The sequence below is a fragment of the Streptomyces sp. NPDC025806 genome (assembly GCF_055558275.1).
In genome coordinates this window covers 739,399-755,568 of the sequence record NZ_JBVHMU010000002.1, presented here as the reverse complement: position 1 = coordinate 755,568, position 16,170 = coordinate 739,399, and the positions used below count along the sequence as shown (strand labels likewise).

19 protein-coding genes are annotated in these 16,170 nt (G+C 71.0%); 3 read left to right on the top strand and 16 right to left on the bottom strand.

The window, feature by feature from the left end; translation table 11 throughout:
• The first annotated feature begins 421 nt into the window (after window positions 1–421).
• The gene (locus ACZ4E1_RS07120; RefSeq protein WP_467536622.1) at window positions 422–568 is read left to right on the top strand and encodes a hypothetical protein; all 147 of its coding nucleotides are present in this window, start codon (window positions 422–424) and stop codon (window positions 566–568) included.
• A gap of 1,268 nt (window positions 569–1,836) precedes the next feature.
• On the opposite strand, the gene ACZ4E1_RS07115 is transcribed toward ACZ4E1_RS07120, so the two are convergent.
• Window positions 1,837–2,715 (bottom strand): 4Fe-4S domain-containing protein, encoded by an 879-nt coding sequence (locus ACZ4E1_RS07115; protein WP_467536620.1) that lies wholly within the window; start codon window positions 2,713–2,715, stop codon window positions 1,837–1,839.
• Between the two features lie 112 nt (window positions 2,716–2,827).
• Between ACZ4E1_RS07115 and ACZ4E1_RS07110 the strand changes: the two genes are divergently transcribed.
• Window positions 2,828–3,439 (top strand): TetR/AcrR family transcriptional regulator, encoded by a 612-nt coding sequence (locus tag ACZ4E1_RS07110; protein ID WP_467536619.1) that lies wholly within the window; start codon window positions 2,828–2,830, stop codon window positions 3,437–3,439.
• A 423-nt stretch (window positions 3,440–3,862) separates the two neighbouring features.
• On the opposite strand, the gene ACZ4E1_RS07105 is transcribed toward ACZ4E1_RS07110, so the two are convergent.
• The 10 genes from ACZ4E1_RS07105 to ACZ4E1_RS07060 all read right to left on the bottom strand — a co-directional run bounded on the left by ACZ4E1_RS07105 (window position 3,863) and on the right by ACZ4E1_RS07060 (window position 10,205).
• Entirely contained in the window at window positions 3,863–3,922 is a 60-nt protein-coding gene (locus tag ACZ4E1_RS07105) for a hypothetical protein (protein WP_467536674.1), read from the bottom strand.
• Window positions 3,898–4,287: a hypothetical protein gene (locus ACZ4E1_RS07100; protein ID WP_467536618.1), complete on the bottom strand. Its 390-nt coding sequence runs from the start codon at window positions 4,285–4,287 to the stop codon at window positions 3,898–3,900. The genes ACZ4E1_RS07105 and ACZ4E1_RS07100 overlap by 25 nt, the downstream gene beginning before the upstream one ends.
• 39 nt (window positions 4,288–4,326) lie before the next feature.
• Complete coding sequence (locus tag ACZ4E1_RS07095; protein ID WP_467536616.1) at window positions 4,327–4,680, bottom strand: hypothetical protein; 354 nt, start codon at window positions 4,678–4,680, stop codon at window positions 4,327–4,329.
• Complete coding sequence (locus ACZ4E1_RS07090) at window positions 4,677–4,988, bottom strand: DUF6247 family protein (RefSeq protein ID WP_467536614.1); 312 nt, start codon at window positions 4,986–4,988, stop codon at window positions 4,677–4,679. Before ACZ4E1_RS07090 ends, ACZ4E1_RS07095 begins: the two co-directional genes overlap by 4 nt.
• Window positions 4,989–5,211: 223 nt before the next feature.
• Entirely contained in the window at window positions 5,212–7,131 is a 1,920-nt protein-coding gene (locus tag ACZ4E1_RS07085; protein ID WP_467536612.1) for an ABC transporter ATP-binding protein, read from the bottom strand.
• A 105-nt stretch (window positions 7,132–7,236) separates the two neighbouring features.
• The gene (locus ACZ4E1_RS07080) at window positions 7,237–7,674 is read right to left on the bottom strand and encodes a lasso peptide biosynthesis B2 protein (RefSeq protein WP_467536610.1); all 438 of its coding nucleotides are present in this window, start codon (window positions 7,672–7,674) and stop codon (window positions 7,237–7,239) included.
• Window positions 7,665–7,982: a PqqD family protein gene (locus ACZ4E1_RS07075; RefSeq protein WP_467536607.1), complete on the bottom strand. Its 318-nt coding sequence runs from the start codon at window positions 7,980–7,982 to the stop codon at window positions 7,665–7,667. Before ACZ4E1_RS07075 ends, ACZ4E1_RS07080 begins: the two co-directional genes overlap by 10 nt.
• Window positions 7,976–9,736: an asparagine synthase-related protein gene (locus ACZ4E1_RS07070; protein ID WP_467536605.1), complete on the bottom strand. Its 1,761-nt coding sequence runs from the start codon at window positions 9,734–9,736 to the stop codon at window positions 7,976–7,978. The genes ACZ4E1_RS07075 and ACZ4E1_RS07070 overlap by 7 nt, the downstream gene beginning before the upstream one ends.
• 84 nt (window positions 9,737–9,820) lie before the next feature.
• Window positions 9,821–9,973, bottom strand: coding sequence for a hypothetical protein (locus ACZ4E1_RS07065; protein ID WP_467536604.1), 153 nt, complete (start codon window positions 9,971–9,973; stop codon window positions 9,821–9,823).
• Window positions 9,974–10,049: 76 nt separating this feature from the next.
• Window positions 10,050–10,205, bottom strand: a complete 156-nt coding sequence (locus ACZ4E1_RS07060) for a hypothetical protein (RefSeq protein WP_467536602.1) — start codon at window positions 10,203–10,205, stop codon at window positions 10,050–10,052.
• A gap of 500 nt (window positions 10,206–10,705) precedes the next feature.
• On the opposite strand from ACZ4E1_RS07060, the gene ACZ4E1_RS07055 reads away from it, so the two are divergent.
• A complete protein-coding gene (locus ACZ4E1_RS07055) occupies window positions 10,706–10,885 on the top strand; it encodes a hypothetical protein (protein ID WP_467536601.1) in 180 nt (59 codons plus the stop codon).
• A 116-nt stretch (window positions 10,886–11,001) separates the two neighbouring features.
• Here the strand turns inward: ACZ4E1_RS07055 and ACZ4E1_RS07050 are convergent, their stop codons facing one another.
• Genes ACZ4E1_RS07050 through ACZ4E1_RS07030 form a run of 5 tightly spaced genes read right to left on the bottom strand, consistent with a single transcriptional unit; the run spans window position 11,002 to window position 16,000 of the window.
• A complete protein-coding gene (locus ACZ4E1_RS07050; protein ID WP_467536600.1) occupies window positions 11,002–12,186 on the bottom strand; it encodes a M20 family metallopeptidase in 1,185 nt (394 codons plus the stop codon).
• A complete protein-coding gene (locus ACZ4E1_RS07045; protein WP_467536597.1) occupies window positions 12,179–12,973 on the bottom strand; it encodes a helix-turn-helix transcriptional regulator in 795 nt (264 codons plus the stop codon). Before ACZ4E1_RS07045 ends, ACZ4E1_RS07050 begins: the two co-directional genes overlap by 8 nt.
• Complete coding sequence (locus ACZ4E1_RS07040; RefSeq protein ID WP_467536595.1) at window positions 12,913–14,136, bottom strand: hypothetical protein; 1,224 nt, start codon at window positions 14,134–14,136, stop codon at window positions 12,913–12,915. Before ACZ4E1_RS07040 ends, ACZ4E1_RS07045 begins: the two co-directional genes overlap by 61 nt.
• Window positions 14,133–15,071: a lactate/malate family dehydrogenase gene (locus ACZ4E1_RS07035; protein WP_467536593.1), complete on the bottom strand. Its 939-nt coding sequence runs from the start codon at window positions 15,069–15,071 to the stop codon at window positions 14,133–14,135. Before ACZ4E1_RS07035 ends, ACZ4E1_RS07040 begins: the two co-directional genes overlap by 4 nt.
• Window positions 15,068–16,000: a phosphotransferase gene (locus ACZ4E1_RS07030; protein WP_467536591.1), complete on the bottom strand. Its 933-nt coding sequence runs from the start codon at window positions 15,998–16,000 to the stop codon at window positions 15,068–15,070. Before ACZ4E1_RS07030 ends, ACZ4E1_RS07035 begins: the two co-directional genes overlap by 4 nt.
• Window positions 16,001–16,170 lie beyond the last annotated feature (170 nt).

Sequence of the window (16,170 nt, the reverse complement as noted above, 5' to 3'; positions counted from 1 at the left end):
ACAGTTCCTGGGGAGTGGTGTGCTGGCTCGTCCCCGGGGAGGGCGACTGGCCGGCGCGGATCCCTGGGCTGCGGTTCGAGAGCGACGACGGCTGTACCTGGCGGCTGCGACACCTGCCGGCCTCGTCGTTACTGAAGACCACAGCCAGCGGGAGAGGGGCAGGCTTCGAGGCGCCGACCCGGATCCGGCCCCTGTCCGTGGGCATGACCGATGCCGAGTACACCGCCCGGGAGAAGGTGCCGGAACATGTCCCCGGCCGCCATCCGCATGCTCGGCGCGCCACGAGGGTGGCACTGCGCGACCCCGCAGAGACCTGGGCCCTGGGCGACTGGTTCTACGACCCCCTCGACCGGACACCGGGCCGCAGCATGTCCTACCTGGCCCGACATCTCGACGGATCTCGTGACGAGTTCGAACTGGCATGGAAGGGCTGCCCTTCCCCGACAACCTCGCCGCAGCACTCACCCACCCGGCCGCAGACATGCTCGACACGACCGGGATCCGTACCCGGGACGGCTGGCCCCTCCGGCACGGCAGCGCCACCCTGCGGCTCCGCTCCCTCGAGTAGCCGCCGGAGGGCTCGTCCCGAGCTTGCCGGCTGATGCCGTCTGTATGGCGTTGTCGGCGTGGCTTCGTGAGGATGCCGGCCGGCAGAAGGAGCTGCTGGCGGGCTGTGGGCCGAGCTGGCCGCTGGGCGGGACCGCGCACTCCGTCGACGGATGGTAGCTGCCCGACTTAGTACTGCAGTTGAAGATCGCGATCTTGCGTCTTGAGGCGGTGAAGGTTGAGCGCGTGCCTCCGGACCACGGGAGTGCCTCGGCCTGGCCGAGGGCGCCGTGACGTTACGTGTTCTGGCAAGCCCTGGTCTTGAACTCCGCTATGGGGACGGTGATTGCGAAGTCGTCGCGGTTGTCCGCGAGGCTGTCGTAGCGGACCATTCCGGGGGTGAGCCGGTCCCGGTCGGCCGGAGTGAAGGAGACACTGCTCGATGACCACGAGCTGTCCTTGGTCCAGCCGTAGAGCGCGTATGTGGTCTTCGCAGTGAGAGGAGCGAGAGGTCGAGCAGATGGCCGTCGCCGGCCACGGAGATGCCTGCGACGGCATCGACAGGAACCGTGCATCCTGAGGTCGCGGCCAGGGCCACGCCGACCACGACGGCACTGACGAGGCGACGGACCACCGGCCGTGGAGCGGTCGACCACATGATTAGCCCCTGCCCGTCGCGTGGGCCCCTGCCTCGGATGGCAGGGGCGTGCAAATTCGGCCACCGTTGATCATCGGTGTGTGAAAAGCAGAGGATCTGGTGGCAGCAGGCCACAGCATAGTTCCCGCCCACTGGCAGGACATGTTTGAGGCCCTGATGGGCCGCATCGCGGGACGGTTCACCCGAATCGAACCACGGTGGCAGGCGCGGAAGTTCGTGCTTGGGCGGGGATCGCGAGCATCGAGGACGCAGCACGGGCGTTCGGCTTGTCTCGATCGAACTGGCCATCAGCCGCAGGCCCCGGCCCATCCGTCCGGGAATGACTCGACAATCGGCTGCCCCCACCGCCCCCAGACCTAGTCCCTGTATCGAAAGTGGCTGGTAGCGACCTGTGGGGCATTGCATGATCGTCCGGTTCCCCGGCCGGGGCCTCTTTTGGCGGGCCCCGGCCGGCGTGGCCGCCCCAAGACTTCTTCCGCGGCACCCCACGCCTGCCACCTGCCGACTCTGGCTTCGTCTGGCTTCGTCTGGCTTCGTCTGGCGACGCGGTGGTACCTGTCCGTTCCGTTCCCTGCCTCCCGCCGCCGGTACACGGTTCGCGCACGTTCCGCGAAACCGTGCGCGTGGACGTACTACTTGACCGCCAGGTCGCACCGCAGGCGGATGACCAACGCCTGCAGCCGCCGGCTCATGTCGCCCGGTTCGAGCGTCGGGCTCATCACGCCGTGGGTGGGAACGACCCGTACGAACTCGAAAGCACCGAGCCGCTGGAGCGAGTCGATCTGGGTGGGCCAGGAGTACCAGCACACGGACGGTTCCGCACCGAGGTCTTGACGGTGGGGGTCCCAGCCGAGCGAGTCACCGGTGAACAAGGTGCCATCGTCACCCAGGTACATGACGTGCCCCTCCGTGTGTCCCGGAGTGGGGATCGCCAGCATGCCGGCGGCGACCTCGCAGGTGTCGGCACTGGTCAGAATCCGGTCCGCGAAGGGCGCGGCGTCAGCGTCGGCAGCATGGATGACCACTTCAGCACCGAACGCATCGGCATAGCGCTCGGCGTCGCCCACGTCGTCGCGGTGCGTCAGCAGGATCGCCGCGATCCCGCCGAGCGACTCCATCCAGGCGCGTAGTGACGGGGTGAAGCGCGGCGCGTCGACGAGGAGGTTGCCCTCTGCGCGCTGCACGAGGAAGGCGTTGCCGCCTGCGGTCTTGGGTGAATTGGAGCCCGTTCGCCAGATGGCGGATGCGATCTCCAGGGGGTGGTGCCGGCGCCATGTCACGCCGGATTCGGTGCCGATCGACCGGGATGGGCACACCTCGGCGGCAAGCTGGGCCTGGACGATCTCGTCCTCGGTGGCCGGCTGGCGGGTCATGACGAATTGCCTGCCGTCGGTGGCCGGCCCGAACAGCGTCGGCGCGAGCGAGAAGGAGCCTCCGCAGCCGATACAGCGGTCGTCGACGAACCAGTCCCCAGCCACGCTCTCCGGGTGGCGCCGGTCTCCGCGAGCCATGGTCGTTCCTCCTCCGAGCAAAGGGTCACCAGGGGAATCAACGTAACATCGAATGGAACATCGATGTTCCATTAATGGGTGTCAATGTTCCCCATGGGGACTCGGCACTACGATGACCGGCATGAAGGAGCCCGGACCCGAGGCCGCCGTAACACGAACACGCGCTCGTACGCGCCGCGCCATCCTCAGCGCGGCCGCCTCCGTGCTCGGCCGCGACTATCACGCCACGCTGGCAGATATCGCCGACGCCGCCGGCGTCGGCCGCACGACACTGCACCGCTACTTCGCCGACCGCACCACGCTCATCAACGCGGCCATCGACGACTCCATCGAGACGATCGACGAGTCGGTCGCCGGCGCGGCCATCGACCAGGGATCCGCCGTCGAGGCGATGCGCAGACTGGTCACCGCGATGGTGGCGGTCGGCGACCGGCTGGTCTTCCTGTTCGGCGATCCGCGCGTACTGGAAGGCCGGGGCGCGGCAGCCACACCGGAGCCTCTCGATGACCCGGTGATCACTCTGATCAAGCGCGGGCAAGCCGAAGGGGTCTTCGACCCCGACGTCACTCCCGTCTGGATCCAACGTGTGCTCTGGTCCTTGGTGTACACCGGATACCAGGAGGCCGACGCCTGCGGCCTGGCGAGGCACGGCATCGTCTCCGCCGTCATCCGTACGCTCGAGAACGGCATTCATACTCCCGTCCCGGAGCACAGCCAGGTATGAGCCGCGAACCTCATGGACAAAGCCGGCCTCAATGCCACCCCCTGGCGCTTCGTCCCCGGCGCCGCGATGACGTCCGGGACGTGCGGGAGACTCTGGCTGTGCTCTTCGCTATGGCTGGACGCGGAGGTCAGGGGGATCACAGGGAGGCCGGGGATGACGACGATGCCCGATGACGCGGGCGATCGAGGCTGGAGGTAGGTGCCGAGGAGCGCGTGGGGGCCGGCCATTCCTGGATCGGCCACTCGCGGCCCTGGTCCCATTCGGTGAGTGTGGTCCGTGCGTCGGAGTGGGCGCCGTGTTGGTGAACGAGAGAGGCCCACTTCCTCACGGCGGTCTCCGACAGGTCCCACCAGCCGTTGAGGACGCGTCTTCCGCAGCGGATCAGCGTGACGTGGCAACGGCCGGGTGGCCCGGGCGTATCGCTCACCGGCCTTGCTGCCGGTTGGCGTCGAATCGCATCAGGACCCGCACGACGCGCCACACGGCTGCCGCCGCAGCCGTGACCGCCCCGGACCCGCCATCGGTGCCGCGCGCCGGAACTCAGGCGCACGAGGGCGCTCGTGCCGCTGTGCGCCGGCCGTGGTGAGTCCGTAGAGCTTCGCCCTTTCCCTGCTGCGCCCCTCTGAGAGCACCAACCCGTGGTGCGCCAGGTCGAGGGCGGCGTTGCGGTGCGCGGCCGTGCGGTGGCCGCGGTTGCGCGGGGCCGGGTGCCGGAAGGTCAGGTGGGGGCGGGTCAGCTCCTGGATCTGGTCGGCAGTCGCCACCTTGAGGACCCCCAGCACCCGCAGGACGTCCTCCCGGAGGGCAGCCGTCGACCCGTACGGCCACGCACCGCTTTTACCTGCCACTGCTCCCCCTTCACAAGATCCACGCTGTGCCCCAGTGTGTCAGCGGCGCTCCCGCGTTGTTGGTTGTGGTGCGCCCATCTTCGTTCGGCGCGCGGCAATGCCCGAGCCTGCCCTCGCTCGGCTGCCTATCCGAGCCAGGTGACAGTCAGGACAGACAGACAGACGGCGCAGGGGTCGGTTGATCCAGTATGTGAGGGACAGTTGGCCGACAGAGGCGTGGCGCACGTCTTCGCCTTCGGTGTCGCCGGTGTTCCACTGCCGGAAGCCCCATGGGTCGGCTGCGGCGGCGTCCAGGACGTCCCAGACGGTGTCTTCGGCGTGTTCGGGCAGGGTGGCGAGGGCCTTGGCGGCGCCAGCGGAGAAGCGGACCGCGTAGGGCTGCTGTGCGGTCACGGTCGGCGTCGCCTGCCGCGGAGCTCCGCCATGTCGATGAAGCCGCTGTCGTCGTGGCCGGAGGCGGCGAACGCGTCGACGGCCGGGGCGGCGGCGAGGCGTCCCTGCCACTCCTGGACGACGTCGTACAGCGCGGCGAGGGAGAAGGTGCTGCGTGACTCCTCGAGCGCGGCAGCCCACTCCTGCTCGAAGGCGGGCACCCAGGTGTCGGCACGTCGGTCGGCGCGCAGCTGGGCGAGGAGTTCGGCCGGAGCCCCGGGAGCGAGAGCGTACGGCGGGGCGGGGGCGTGGTCTGGCTGCGCGCTCATCTGGTCCTCCCGGCAGGTCGTTCACCTCACGGTACCCGGCGCCGGCCGATGGCGGAGACGGGCATGCAGGATCTCGACGAACGGGCAGTGTCGTTGTGAGGATGGGACGCCGCTCAGGGTGCAGGGAACTGGGGCGCTCTCACTCCAAGTAGCGGGACCGGGTCGTGCGAGAGCGAGCCCCTCCCCTCGCACGACCGCCGGCGGGAGCGGGCGCTGCCCTCGGTCATCGCGCGGCCGGCACGCTGGCCTGTTCGTCGGTGCCGTCCTGCATGGCGTGAAGCTCTGCGAACAGGCCGCCGTCTCGGAGGAGTTCGTCGTAGGTCCCGTTCTCCACGACCTGGCCCTGGTCCAAGACGATGACGCGGTCGGCGACTCTGGCGTTGGCCAGCCGGTGGGTGATGAACAACGCGGTGCGCCCGGCGGACAACTGCCGCAGCCGGGAAAACACCTGATGCTCGGCCCGGGCGTCGAGCGCTGCCGTCGGTTCGTCGAGGATCAGGACGGGCGCGTTGCGGTGGAAGGCGCGGGCGATGGCGATGCGTTGCCACTGTCCGCTGGAGAGGTCGTGTCCGCCCCACCAGGAGCGCGCGAGTGACGTGTCCAGGCCCTGGGGCAGCTTCTCAACGACGGCGGCCGCGCCTGCTTCGCGGGCGGCTCGGTGGACTGCCGTGTCGCCGTCAGGTGCGGGGGTGCCGAGGGTGATGTTCTCGCGGCAGGTCAGGGGCCAGCGTGTGTAGTCCTGTGGGACCAGGGCCAGGGACTGCCACACGGTGTGGGGGTCGGCAGTGGCGAGGTCGGTCTGGTCCCAGGCGACGGTGCCGGTGTCGGGGAGGTAGAGGCCGGTTAGGAGATGGGCGAGGGTGGTTTTGCCGGAGCCGTTCTCGCCGACCAGGGCGACGACTTCGCCCTTCTTCAGGTCGAGGTCGATGCCGCGCAGGGCGGGCTGGCCGGTGCCGGGGTAGGTGAAAGTGACGTCGCGGGCGCTGATGACGGTCGGCCCGTCAGTGGGCGCCTGGGCGGTGCCGCGGTGGGTGCGCAGGTCGTGGGCGGTGTGCAGGAAGGCGTTCCAGTCGTCGAGGAAGAGGCTGGTGCGGAAGAGGCGGGCGCCGGCTCGCATCATGCCGGTGAGCATGCTCGCGGCGGTGCGCATGGCGATGACGGCGGTGCCGGCCGCTGCGGTGTCGATGCGTGCGGTGGTGACGAGGAGGGCGAGGACGGCCCAGGCGGCGAGCATCGCGAGGCCGGAGACGGCGTCGCCGGTCAGTCGTGTGCGCAGTCCGCGCAGGGCGGCGGTGAGTGCCTCGTGTTCGAGGCGGTCGGAGACCTGCTGGTAGCGGCCGGTGAGGAAGGCGCCCATGTTGCAGGCGCGGAGCTCGGTGGCGGTGTTGCGGTCGGTGGCGTAGTTGCGCAGCACGGATCGCAGTCGGGTGTCGGCGAGGGTGTCGTGTGCGGCAGCATGCTCGATGCGGGCGGCCTTCACCGCGGCGAGACCGCGTGGGAGGGCGGCGAGGACGAGGCAGCCGAGCAGGGCCGGGTGCAGGGTGAGCAGGACGGTCGCGGCGGCAGCGAGCTGGGCGAGGGCGGAGATCATCGCCTGGGTGTCGGCGAGGAGTTCGCGGGCGGAGTCGGCGCCGCGGCCGGCGGCCTCGAGGCTGTCCTCGAAGCCGGGGTGCTCGTAGGCGGCGAGTTCGACCACGGCCGCGGCCTGAAGGACCTGGAGGTCGGCCTGCCGGGCGGCTTTCGGGCCGAGGCGGGCGGCTGCCGCCTGCGCGGCGGCGTCCGTGAGGGAGCGGCCGATCAGCGCCGTGAGGACGATCGCGACGGGCCACGCAAGTTCCCCGAGGAGCGGGCCGGTGGGGCGGTGGTCGGTGTAGGCGGTGAGGACATCGAGACCCTGGCGCATCACGGCCGTGATCGCGGCGAGAGCGACGGCGGCGAGGACGGCCGTGGCAATCTGTGCGGTGAGCATCAGGCCCATGGCCCTGCGGTCGGCGGCCCAGCCGAGGCGGGCGGCCGACCGCAAGGCTGCGGGCAGTCGACGGGCGATGGTCCAGGTGCTGACCTGACTGGTGCGGGCATGGTGCGGGTCGGTCTTGAGCCGCATCACCGGCGGCCCGCCCGCCGGGGTGGAGGTCGTGGTCACGTCCCCGGTGTAGGGGACGCCCGCGGGCTAGCGCACCTGAGTTATCGGCGTGATCGTGCAGGCGTCCAGTTGAGACCGCCGGGCGTCAATTCGGGGCCGTCTCGTTCACTCGTGTGAGTGACGGGGTTCGGGGGTGACGAGGACGGCGGTCCAGGGGCGGACCGGGTCGTCGTTCTCCAGGCCCAGGGTGAATCCCGGGCCCTTCACCCAGGCGTGGGCTTCGTTCGGCAGGGCGCGGGCGCCGAGCACCCAATGCGCGCGCCGGCCACACAGGGCGAGGGCGATCACGGTGGCCAGGGACACCTCCATGCAGGCGAGGCGCCCGCCGAACCAGCGTGGCCGTGCGCGCAGGACGGCCTGGTGCACGCATGCGGCGACCGCAGGCTCCGCCGGGGGCAGGTGGCGCACCGTGTTGACGAGCCGGAGCAGGAGGGCGAGGGGGATCCGGTGTCCGGGCACGGCCACCAGGAGCGCGAAGAGGGCCAGCATCCGCACGTGCAGCGGTTCGGTGGACCGTGGGGTGTGGGGGGCCATCAGCGGCATGTGTGCCACCTCCTCCAGCTCGGTCGGCGGGACCTGGTGTGGGGTCCGGTGTAGGGGTGGAGCAGGCCCTGGTCGTTGAGGGTGGCCACGGTCTGCTGCACCGTCTCGCGTACCTGCCGGGGGTCGTGTCCGCGGGCCGCGACGGTGTCGACGAGGGTGCGCAGGGCCTGCGGGCCCGTCAGGGCTGCGTCCCAGATGCGGCGGGTGTCCTCGTCGAGCCACACCCACATGCCCGTGCGGGTGTTGAGGACGGCGGTGGTGCTGTGTCCGAGGTCGGCGTGCCGGACGTGGTCGGGTCGTATCAGCACGGTGTCGCCTTCTGTGTCGAAGCGGCTGTCGGTGTGGGGAGGTTGTTCAGCCACTGGCAGGTGGTCAGGAACTGCTGGAGCGCGGCCAGCGGCGCGCCGGCCTCGCCCGCGGCCGCACGGTGCAGGTCCGTGATCACCTGCTGAGCGTCGACCAGTCCGGCGAGAACCAGCGGGCTGGAGAGGACGAGTTGCTGCAGGGCGGGGCGGTGGGCGGGCAGGCCGGAGAGCAGGACGGGTCCGAAGGAGCCTTTCGAGCGGCGGCCGGCGAGCCAGCCGGGCAGTTCGGGCAGGGCGGCGCCCAGGAGGGGCTTGTAGGCGCCGGTGCGGCGCCGCTGGTGGGCGGGCAAGGCGAGGCAGGCCCGCACGACCTCGTTGTCGAGGAAGGGGAAGGCGGGATGTACGCCGAGCGGGGCGTAGAGGCTGATCGTCTGGCGGGCGGCGTTCCCGTTCGCTCGGAGTGCCGTCCAGTCGTCCCACTCCCCCGCGCCCGGGCCGGGCACCGCCTCGGCGGATGCCCGCAGTAGCCGTGCGACCTCGCTGCGGCCGTGGTCGGTGAGCCAGCCGGCTGCGGGGCCGGGCCTGCACCACGACCACAGCTGCGGAACGTCGTCGTGCCGGCCGCTTTCGATCAGGTCGGCGGCCGCCGCGACGGCGGCGCCGCGACCGAGCTCCGCGGCCTGCTTCACCTGACGCCACAGCGGGCGCGGCGCCTGGTCGCGCAGCCGCGCCCACGCGGTCACCTGATGCTTGGCCTCCCGGCGCAGGCCTCGTTGGACGAGGTCTACGAAGGCGGCGGAGGACGACTCCAGCACCACGTCCCCGCCGTGCCCGGTCAGATGCACGGGCAGCCCGGCCGCCGGGGCGAGGTAGGCGGCGTCCATGCCCGCGATCGCCGACGACAGCGTCGGCCCGTCCGTCGCGGCCGACGGCGGGGCGGCGAAGTGCCACGTCTGCGGGCCGCCTGGGCACACGTGATGCTCGAGGCCCGCGTGCGCTGCGACGCGGGCGGCGAAAGGGCCGTCCTCCGCACTGGCCAGCGGGCCGCCGTAGGAGACGGTCCGCACCCTTCGGTGACGAGCGGCCAGCAGCACCAGAGTCGAGGAGTCCAGACCGCCCGACAGGTCGGCACCCACCTCCTCGTGGTCACGCACGTGCGCCTCCGTCGCCGTGCGCAGTGCGTGGCCGACCTGCTCCGCACGCTCGGCCAGCGTGACCGGCGCGAGCGAAGCGGTGATGTCGACGGTCTGCCAGCGGTCGTCCTGCAGTAGCAGGCCGCGGCCGCCGGGCACTTGGTGCACGCCGCTGTACGGGGAGCACTCGGGCCAGTGGTCTCCGGCCACGATCTGCGCGGCCAGCAGCGACAGGTCCGGCACCGACCCCACCAGCTCGGCGATCCGGGATGCTGACGAACCCCACACTGTGCGGCCCGTGCTGGTCCGGCCGACGAACAGGCCGCGGACGCCGGCGAGGTCGCCCGCGACGAACATGGCCGGGCCGCGTTCGGCGACCACCCAGTAGGAGCCCGGCCACCGCGTCAGATCCGCCCAACCGCCCCGGCGCACCGCCTCGAGTCCGCCGGTGCGCAGCTCGGTCGTGCTCGCCCGGCAGGTGCCGACCACACTGACGGTGCAGTCGCCGTCCCGTACGGTCCGTGCCGGTACGCCCGAGCGCCAGCCCGGCGCTTCCGGCGAGGGCGCCGCGCCCGCCGCGAGGCTGCTGTTGCCTGGGCCGCCCTCGATCCACATCGTGCTCATTGCTGCTGCCTCTCTGCCGTGACAGACGTGCGGCGCGGCACCCGGTGGTGGTGTGCCGCGCCGCATCTCATGGGCCCCGGTCGGTCAGGCGCCGAAGAAGAACAGGTCCTTGTCCGGGTCGTTGGCGACCTCCCGGCCGCGGGTCGCCTCCACGACACGGGCTGCGGACAGTGCCGGCGCGAACTCCCGGCCGTCGGACGTCTCCGCATCCGTGGTGCTGATCAAGGTGTGTTCCATCGTGGTCTCACTCCCTTTCGAGGACGGTGCTGGCGCCGTCGGCGCCAGCACCGCGCCTCACGAGCTCCGGGGCGGCTCAGCCCTCGAAGTAGTTGTCCTTGTCCGAGTCGTTGAACGTCTGCCGGCCGCGCGTCGCCTCGACGACCGGCGCGGTGGAGACGACCGGCGCGAAGACCGGGTCGGCGTTCGCGGGCTGGGCCTCGGTGCTGGTCTCGGCGGTGGTGTTCGTCATGAGAACGTCCCTTCCAGGAGTCCGATGGACGGTGCCGCCCCCTTGGTGGGGCGGCGTGAATCCATCACACCGCGATCGAAGATCTGTTCCCAGAGACGTAGTTGGGACCCGCCTACGACGTTTCCGGGAGGCGGATGGGACAAGGCTGGGACTTTCACGCGCCTGAGCGAGCGAGCGATGAGCCCTCGACCTATCGACAGGTGGTCGAGATCCAGCCAACTTCAAACCGGAAGATGATCATCCAAGGCGATCTGCGCGGATTCCCCAGAAGAACCCGCAGGTCAGACGCCTATAGGCTCCCCTATTGACATCCCGGCAACCAGCAAAAGCCATGCAAGAAGGGGCAGTTGAGCCCGTGGCCGACGGCTGCCCTTGAGGAGATCGACCCCGCGTCGCGACACATACCGTCTACCGCAACGCGGGCGGGGACCGCCCTGCAAGGCGATCCCCGCGTACGTCCGCGTGCAATGCCCGTGCGAGAGCAGAGCGAGGACAAGCACATGGAAGCACAGATGTGGAAACCCGTGAGGATCGAGTACCGCCGCCCCCAGGCGCAGGACTGGATCAACGCGGCCGCCCTCGGTACCGCAATCCAGCTGCAGCCGCAGGTCCCGACCGGGGTCGCCCTGGCGGCCGCAGTGGTCCTGCTCCGGTGCGTGCGGTACCGCCGGACTGTCTGAATCAACGCCCCTCATCGGAGCCCTGTGCCACCACGCGGTGGCACAGGGCTCCGCCCACGTGGCCGTGCAGACGGACTGGGCATTGGTCTTCTGGGTCTCCCGACCGGGCAGTGCTGTCACGGAGCCAGGAGCTGGAGCGTGGCCGCTCGATACGCGGCAAACACCTGGGGCAGGTCGCCGAGGAAAGCCCGCTCGTCGATGCCGTGCAGCCCCTCGTAGCGGACACCGAAGCCGGCCGTCGCCCGGACGCCTTCTCCTGCGAGCAGGTTCCCGATGTTCGACGGTCCTGCGATCTTCGCCTGTACCGGCAGCCCCTGGGCCGCGGCCGCGTGCAGCAGTGCGGCGGCCGGCTGCTCGTCCGCGCCGAGGCGGAAGGGCGGCCAGGTCGCGACTGGCGTGATGCCGGTCGGCTGCGGGGCGGGCAGCTCGGCGTCCAGGACGGCCACGGCGTTCTGCACCAGGCTCAGCGCGTCCTGTGCGCCGAAGTGCGGGGTGAGGCGTACGTCGACGTTCATGTCGCACAGGTCGGGGGTGACGGAGAAGCCGGAGCCTGCGTGTAGGGCGGTGACCGTCAGTTTGGGCGGAAGGGGAAAGTCCGATGTCGTGTCGGCGGCGGGTAGCTCTGCCGCATCGAGGAGTTGGACGAGGCGGGCCGCGCGGGAGATGGCGGAGACCACGGTGCGCCTGGAGCCGGAGTGTCCGGACGGGGCGTGGACGGCGATCTTTGCGCGCCACAGGCCGCGGCCGCCGACGACGACTTCGTCCGGGCCCGGGTAGCCGATCATCACTCCGGCCGGGCGAGGTGCGTGCTGGTCGGCGAGATAGGCGCGGGCGCCGCCGAAGCGTCCGGTGTGCTCGTCGACGTCGAGGAGGACAGCGAGACCTCCGTGGAGGTCTGCGGCGCGCGGCAGGAGTTCGGCGGCCAGGTGGCAGAACATGGCGGCCGCCAGCTTCGAGTCGGCGCTACCGCGCCCAAGGAGCCATCCTTCCCTGACGTCTCCGGAGTCGGGTGGGAACGACCAGGCGGTCTCGTCTCCGTAGGGTGCGGTGTCGACGCAGGCGTCGAGGGCCCACCACGGCCCTGGGCGCCCGCCGGGGATCTCCACGAGGAGCCCGGCGAGTTCGCCGTCATGGTTCAGGCGCCGGTGCGGAACGTCGTGGGCTCGGAGCCAGTTCTCGAGGACGTCCAGTACCGGGCCGTAGGGGTCGATGCCGGCGCGGCTGGGGTGGCGGACGAGTTCTTGGGCCAGCGCGGTCACGGAGGCGGTGTCCGGGTGGCGGGGTGCCGCGTTGTCACTCACGTTGGTCCTCGCTTCGTCGGTGGTTCTGGGCCCTCAGTGCGCGGATGGCCGCGGCGGTTTCCACGGATCGGGCTGCGGCTGCTGCTTCCCACCCATGGTGGACCAGGCCCTGCGCTGCCTCTCGGTTCAGCAGGACGCCGCAGTCGAAGCTGTCGGCCCCGTGCAGGGAGGGCAGGGGGACTACGGCCTGTGTCTCGGAGGCGACGAAGTTCCGCTCCAGGGCGGGTCCTTCGACGATCCCGAGGTGGAGGGTTTTGATGCCGTTGTGGCGTGCGGCCGGGTCGCGCAGTTCCAGCAGGCGCAGGAGGTGGTCTTCGAGCTCGCGGTGGCGGGGCGGTCCGTAGAGGACGCGGTAGTGCACGAGGTCCCGGTGGTGGGCGACGGTGGTCTCGAGGGCCGTCAGGTAGGTCTGTTCGCGGGAGCGGCTGCCGGTGACGACGAGCTGTTCGCGGGCGCCGTGCACGACGTCGATCATCGCTTCCATCAGGTCGGTCCATCGGGTGAGCACCTTGAGTACGACGTCGGTGCCGGATGATTCCAGCATGGTCGCTGTGGCGCCGTCCTGGTGGGCGAACAGCACTTCAGTGCGTTCACCGAAGAGCTTGCACAGGCCCTGGCGGTTGCGTCGTCCGGTGCGGCAGCGTCCTGATTCCCAGGCGCTGATGAGGCTGGCATCAGCGGCGAGTCCGGTGATCGCGTTAAGTGCGTCGGCGACCTCCTCCTGAGTCATGTTGCGGGCAAGGCGGGCGCGGCGCAGTGCCGAGTCATGGTCGTCTGCCGAGAACACGGTTCCTCCTTGGCTCGCTGGCGGTTCGTTCGTCTGGGCTCCTGGCTGGTGTGCTCGCGGCTCTGCAGCGGGGCTGGGCTGGTGGAACGGAAGGGGCCGTGTCCGTGCGCGGGTCGGATGTACACGGACACGGCCTGGCGGGCATGGGCATTGCCGCTGCCGGTGGGGGCGAGATGGAGGATGTCGGGGTAGCGGTCCTCGGTGGCCCCGTGCATGAAGTCACTCTCGATCAGGCGGCGTTCCCGGTCCGTAGTGGCCGGCTTCTGGGCCGGGCTGATCTCGGGGAAGACCAGGTGGGCGGCGCGGGCGCGGGTGGCGAGGGTCAGGCCGAACCAGCTGTGGAACTGGTCGGGGAAGACCTGGACCTTGCGCTCGCGGCGGCCGTCGGGTTCCCACAGCGGGGTGCGCCGGTCATCCAGGAGGGCCTGGGTGACGTCGTCGTGCTGGGTGGGGTGGAGGTGGTCGCCGTCCTTGAGGCGGGTGCGGGCGGTGTCGAACCAGCCCAGTGCGTCGAGGAGGCCGAGTCCGATCGCGGCGGCGGACGGCCAGGGCAGGACGTCGACGTGTCCGTCGGCGGTGGGGCGGACGAAGACGCGGTCGTTGGCGAGCAGGCTCCAGCCGTGGGTGGCCAGGGCGAGGGCGGTGGTGGTCTTGCCGGCGCCCTTGTCGCCGAGGGTGAGGACGGCCTGGCCGTCGCGGACGACGGCGGAGGCGTGCAGGAGGGTCCAGCCGTCGGTGAGGAGCAGTCCGCGCAGGGTGTCGCGGGCGATGCGGGCGCTGGCAAGGGCGACCTGCTCGGCGTCGAGGCCGCAGACGCTGATGTGTCCGGTGCGGGTCTGGTGCCGGTAGGCGAGGGCGGGGCCGGGGCTGACCGCGGTGATGGTGCCGTCCGTGTCCCGGGCGACGAGGGTGTCGGCGCGGGCGTAGCTGGCGGTGTCGTGGCTGGCGTTCTCGGTTGCCGTGCGCAGGGCGGTGTAGGCGTCGGGCTGGACGTCGGCGATGAGGAGGGGGCCGGTCGAGACGCTGGAGCGGGGGACTTCGAAGGCGTTCCAGCAGGGGCCGAGGTAGCGGCGGTTGTAGTCGCTGATGGAGGTGGTGTCGGAGACGAGGGTCAGCTGGTGGCCGGCGGCGTCCAGGCGCAGGGCGGTGGGGCCGGGGTTCATGCGGGGGTCCTCTCGTTGCGGTTGGTTCGGATCGTGAGGTGGTCGGTGAGGTTCTGGTAGGCGGCGTGGAGCTTGTCGCGGGTGTGGTTCCACTGCTCCTGCTCGGCCGTGTCGAGGGCGGGCATGTGGACCGTGGCCCGTCCGGACGTGAAGCTGACGGGCTGGCCGAGGTAGACGCCGGTGGGGCCGGGGGTACTGAGCTCTTCGGTGCCGTCGGCGGTGCCGGTGCTCTTGCGCAGTGCGGTCAGGACGGCACCGACCGGGCCGCAGCGGGTGCGGCCGATGCCTGAGCTGATGCGGCCGGAGCGGCTGGCGAGTTCGGTGCGTGCGAGGTCGAGGGGAAGGGCGGCCGGGTGGCCGTTGACGGTGGTGGTGGAGGCGCAGATGACGGCGCCGTCGCCGTGCTCGCCGATCACGTGCCCGTGCACGGCGGCAGGGGTGACTGCCAGGTGCCGGGCGACGGTGGAGCGGTAGCGGGCGCTGTCGAGGTTGGAGCCGATCCCGTACACGCGGGTGCATCCGGAGGTCTCGGCGAACAGGCGGGTCATGATGTCGACCGGGTTGGTGACCACGAGGACGATGCCCTGGTAGCCGCGCAGTTGGTGGGCGAGGCGGAGGAGGACCGGGGTGTTCGCCGCGGCACCGGCCATGCGGACGTCGGTGCGGGCGGTGTTCGTGAACGCTGCCCGGGCGGCGATGACGACGGCCTGGCAGGCGTGCATGGCGGTGACCGTGGTGGCCTGAGGCCGGGTCGCGGCCCGGGTGGTCTCGCGCAGGTCCTCGATGTCGGCGGCGAGGGCGCGGGCCTGCTCGCGGGTGCGGGAGCCGATCAGGAGGCGTTCGCTGAGCTGGCTGGTGCACAGGGCGGTGGCGACGCTCTGTCCGACGGCGCCCGCGCCGATCAACCCGATGGAGTGGAGGGCAGGGTGCGTCATGACGCGGCCTCCAGGAGATAGGTCATGGCGCGGTCCCAGGTGAGGCGTGCGTCGCGCTGGCGGACGAGGTCGGTGCTGAGCTGGTCGACGAGGCGGCACGCCGGCAGCGGGTGGTCGGCCAGGGCCCGGGCGCGTTCATTGAGCGGCAGACCGCGCGGCGCCGACAGGAGGGTGGACAGCAGGTTGACCGTGTCCATCAGCCACAGGACGAGGACCTCGCGCTGCCAGGTCCGGGACGTCTTCGGCGCGAGCGCGGCGGTCCGCCGCTGAGCGAACCGGTCGAAGCCTGCGACGAGTTCCGTGGTGCGCGCCCGATGCCCTGGGCCAGCCGTGAGCAGGCGCAGAGCGGTGCGGCTGATCAGCTTCGCGACGTCGCTGCTGGGCCGTCCGTGGCTGAGGCCCGGGTCGATGAACTGCGGCCGTGCGTCGGGACCGTCGGCGAAGATCACGTGCTCGGGCTTCAGCTCGCCGTAGACGAGAACGGGGCTGGAGGTCTGGACGGGCAGGAGCCGGACGCGCCGCAGACGCGCCACCACAGCCCGCAGCCGCGCCTGCACTTCCTCCTGGATCTTGAGCGAGAGACGGTCCGCGCCGAGCTGAGCGAGGTAGGTCGGGCCGCTGATCCCGTTGAACTTCCGCGCGAACGTCGAGGCGATGCCGCGCTCACCGATCGCTCCGGCAGGGCAGAGCCAGCCCGCGGTGCGGGACCGGTACAGCGGCCGCAGCTCCGAAAGCGTGATCTCGAGCAGGGCGGTGGCCTGTTCCGGGGTGGTCATGAGGAGATCGCCGAGCGTCGGGCCGGGCACCGGCCGGGTGAACAGGACCCCGTCCTCGTATGCGGCGGTGCCGCAGGCGCGCGGGCCGTCGAGCTGGGCCAGGAGCTGGAGCTGGGCGTGCTCGCGTGCCAGCAGAGCATCGGGGCGCTGCACGAAGTCTGCCTGTGCGCGCTGGACTTCGGGCCAAATGCCAGCGGCGCCGCGCAGGAGCGAGACGAGGGAGACCCCGAGGAAGGAGTACTTGGCGTACAGGGGACACGAGGCCGGCCGAGAGCCTGTGGTCGATCGCGGAGCGCCTGTACGGGCACGGCGAGGACTACACG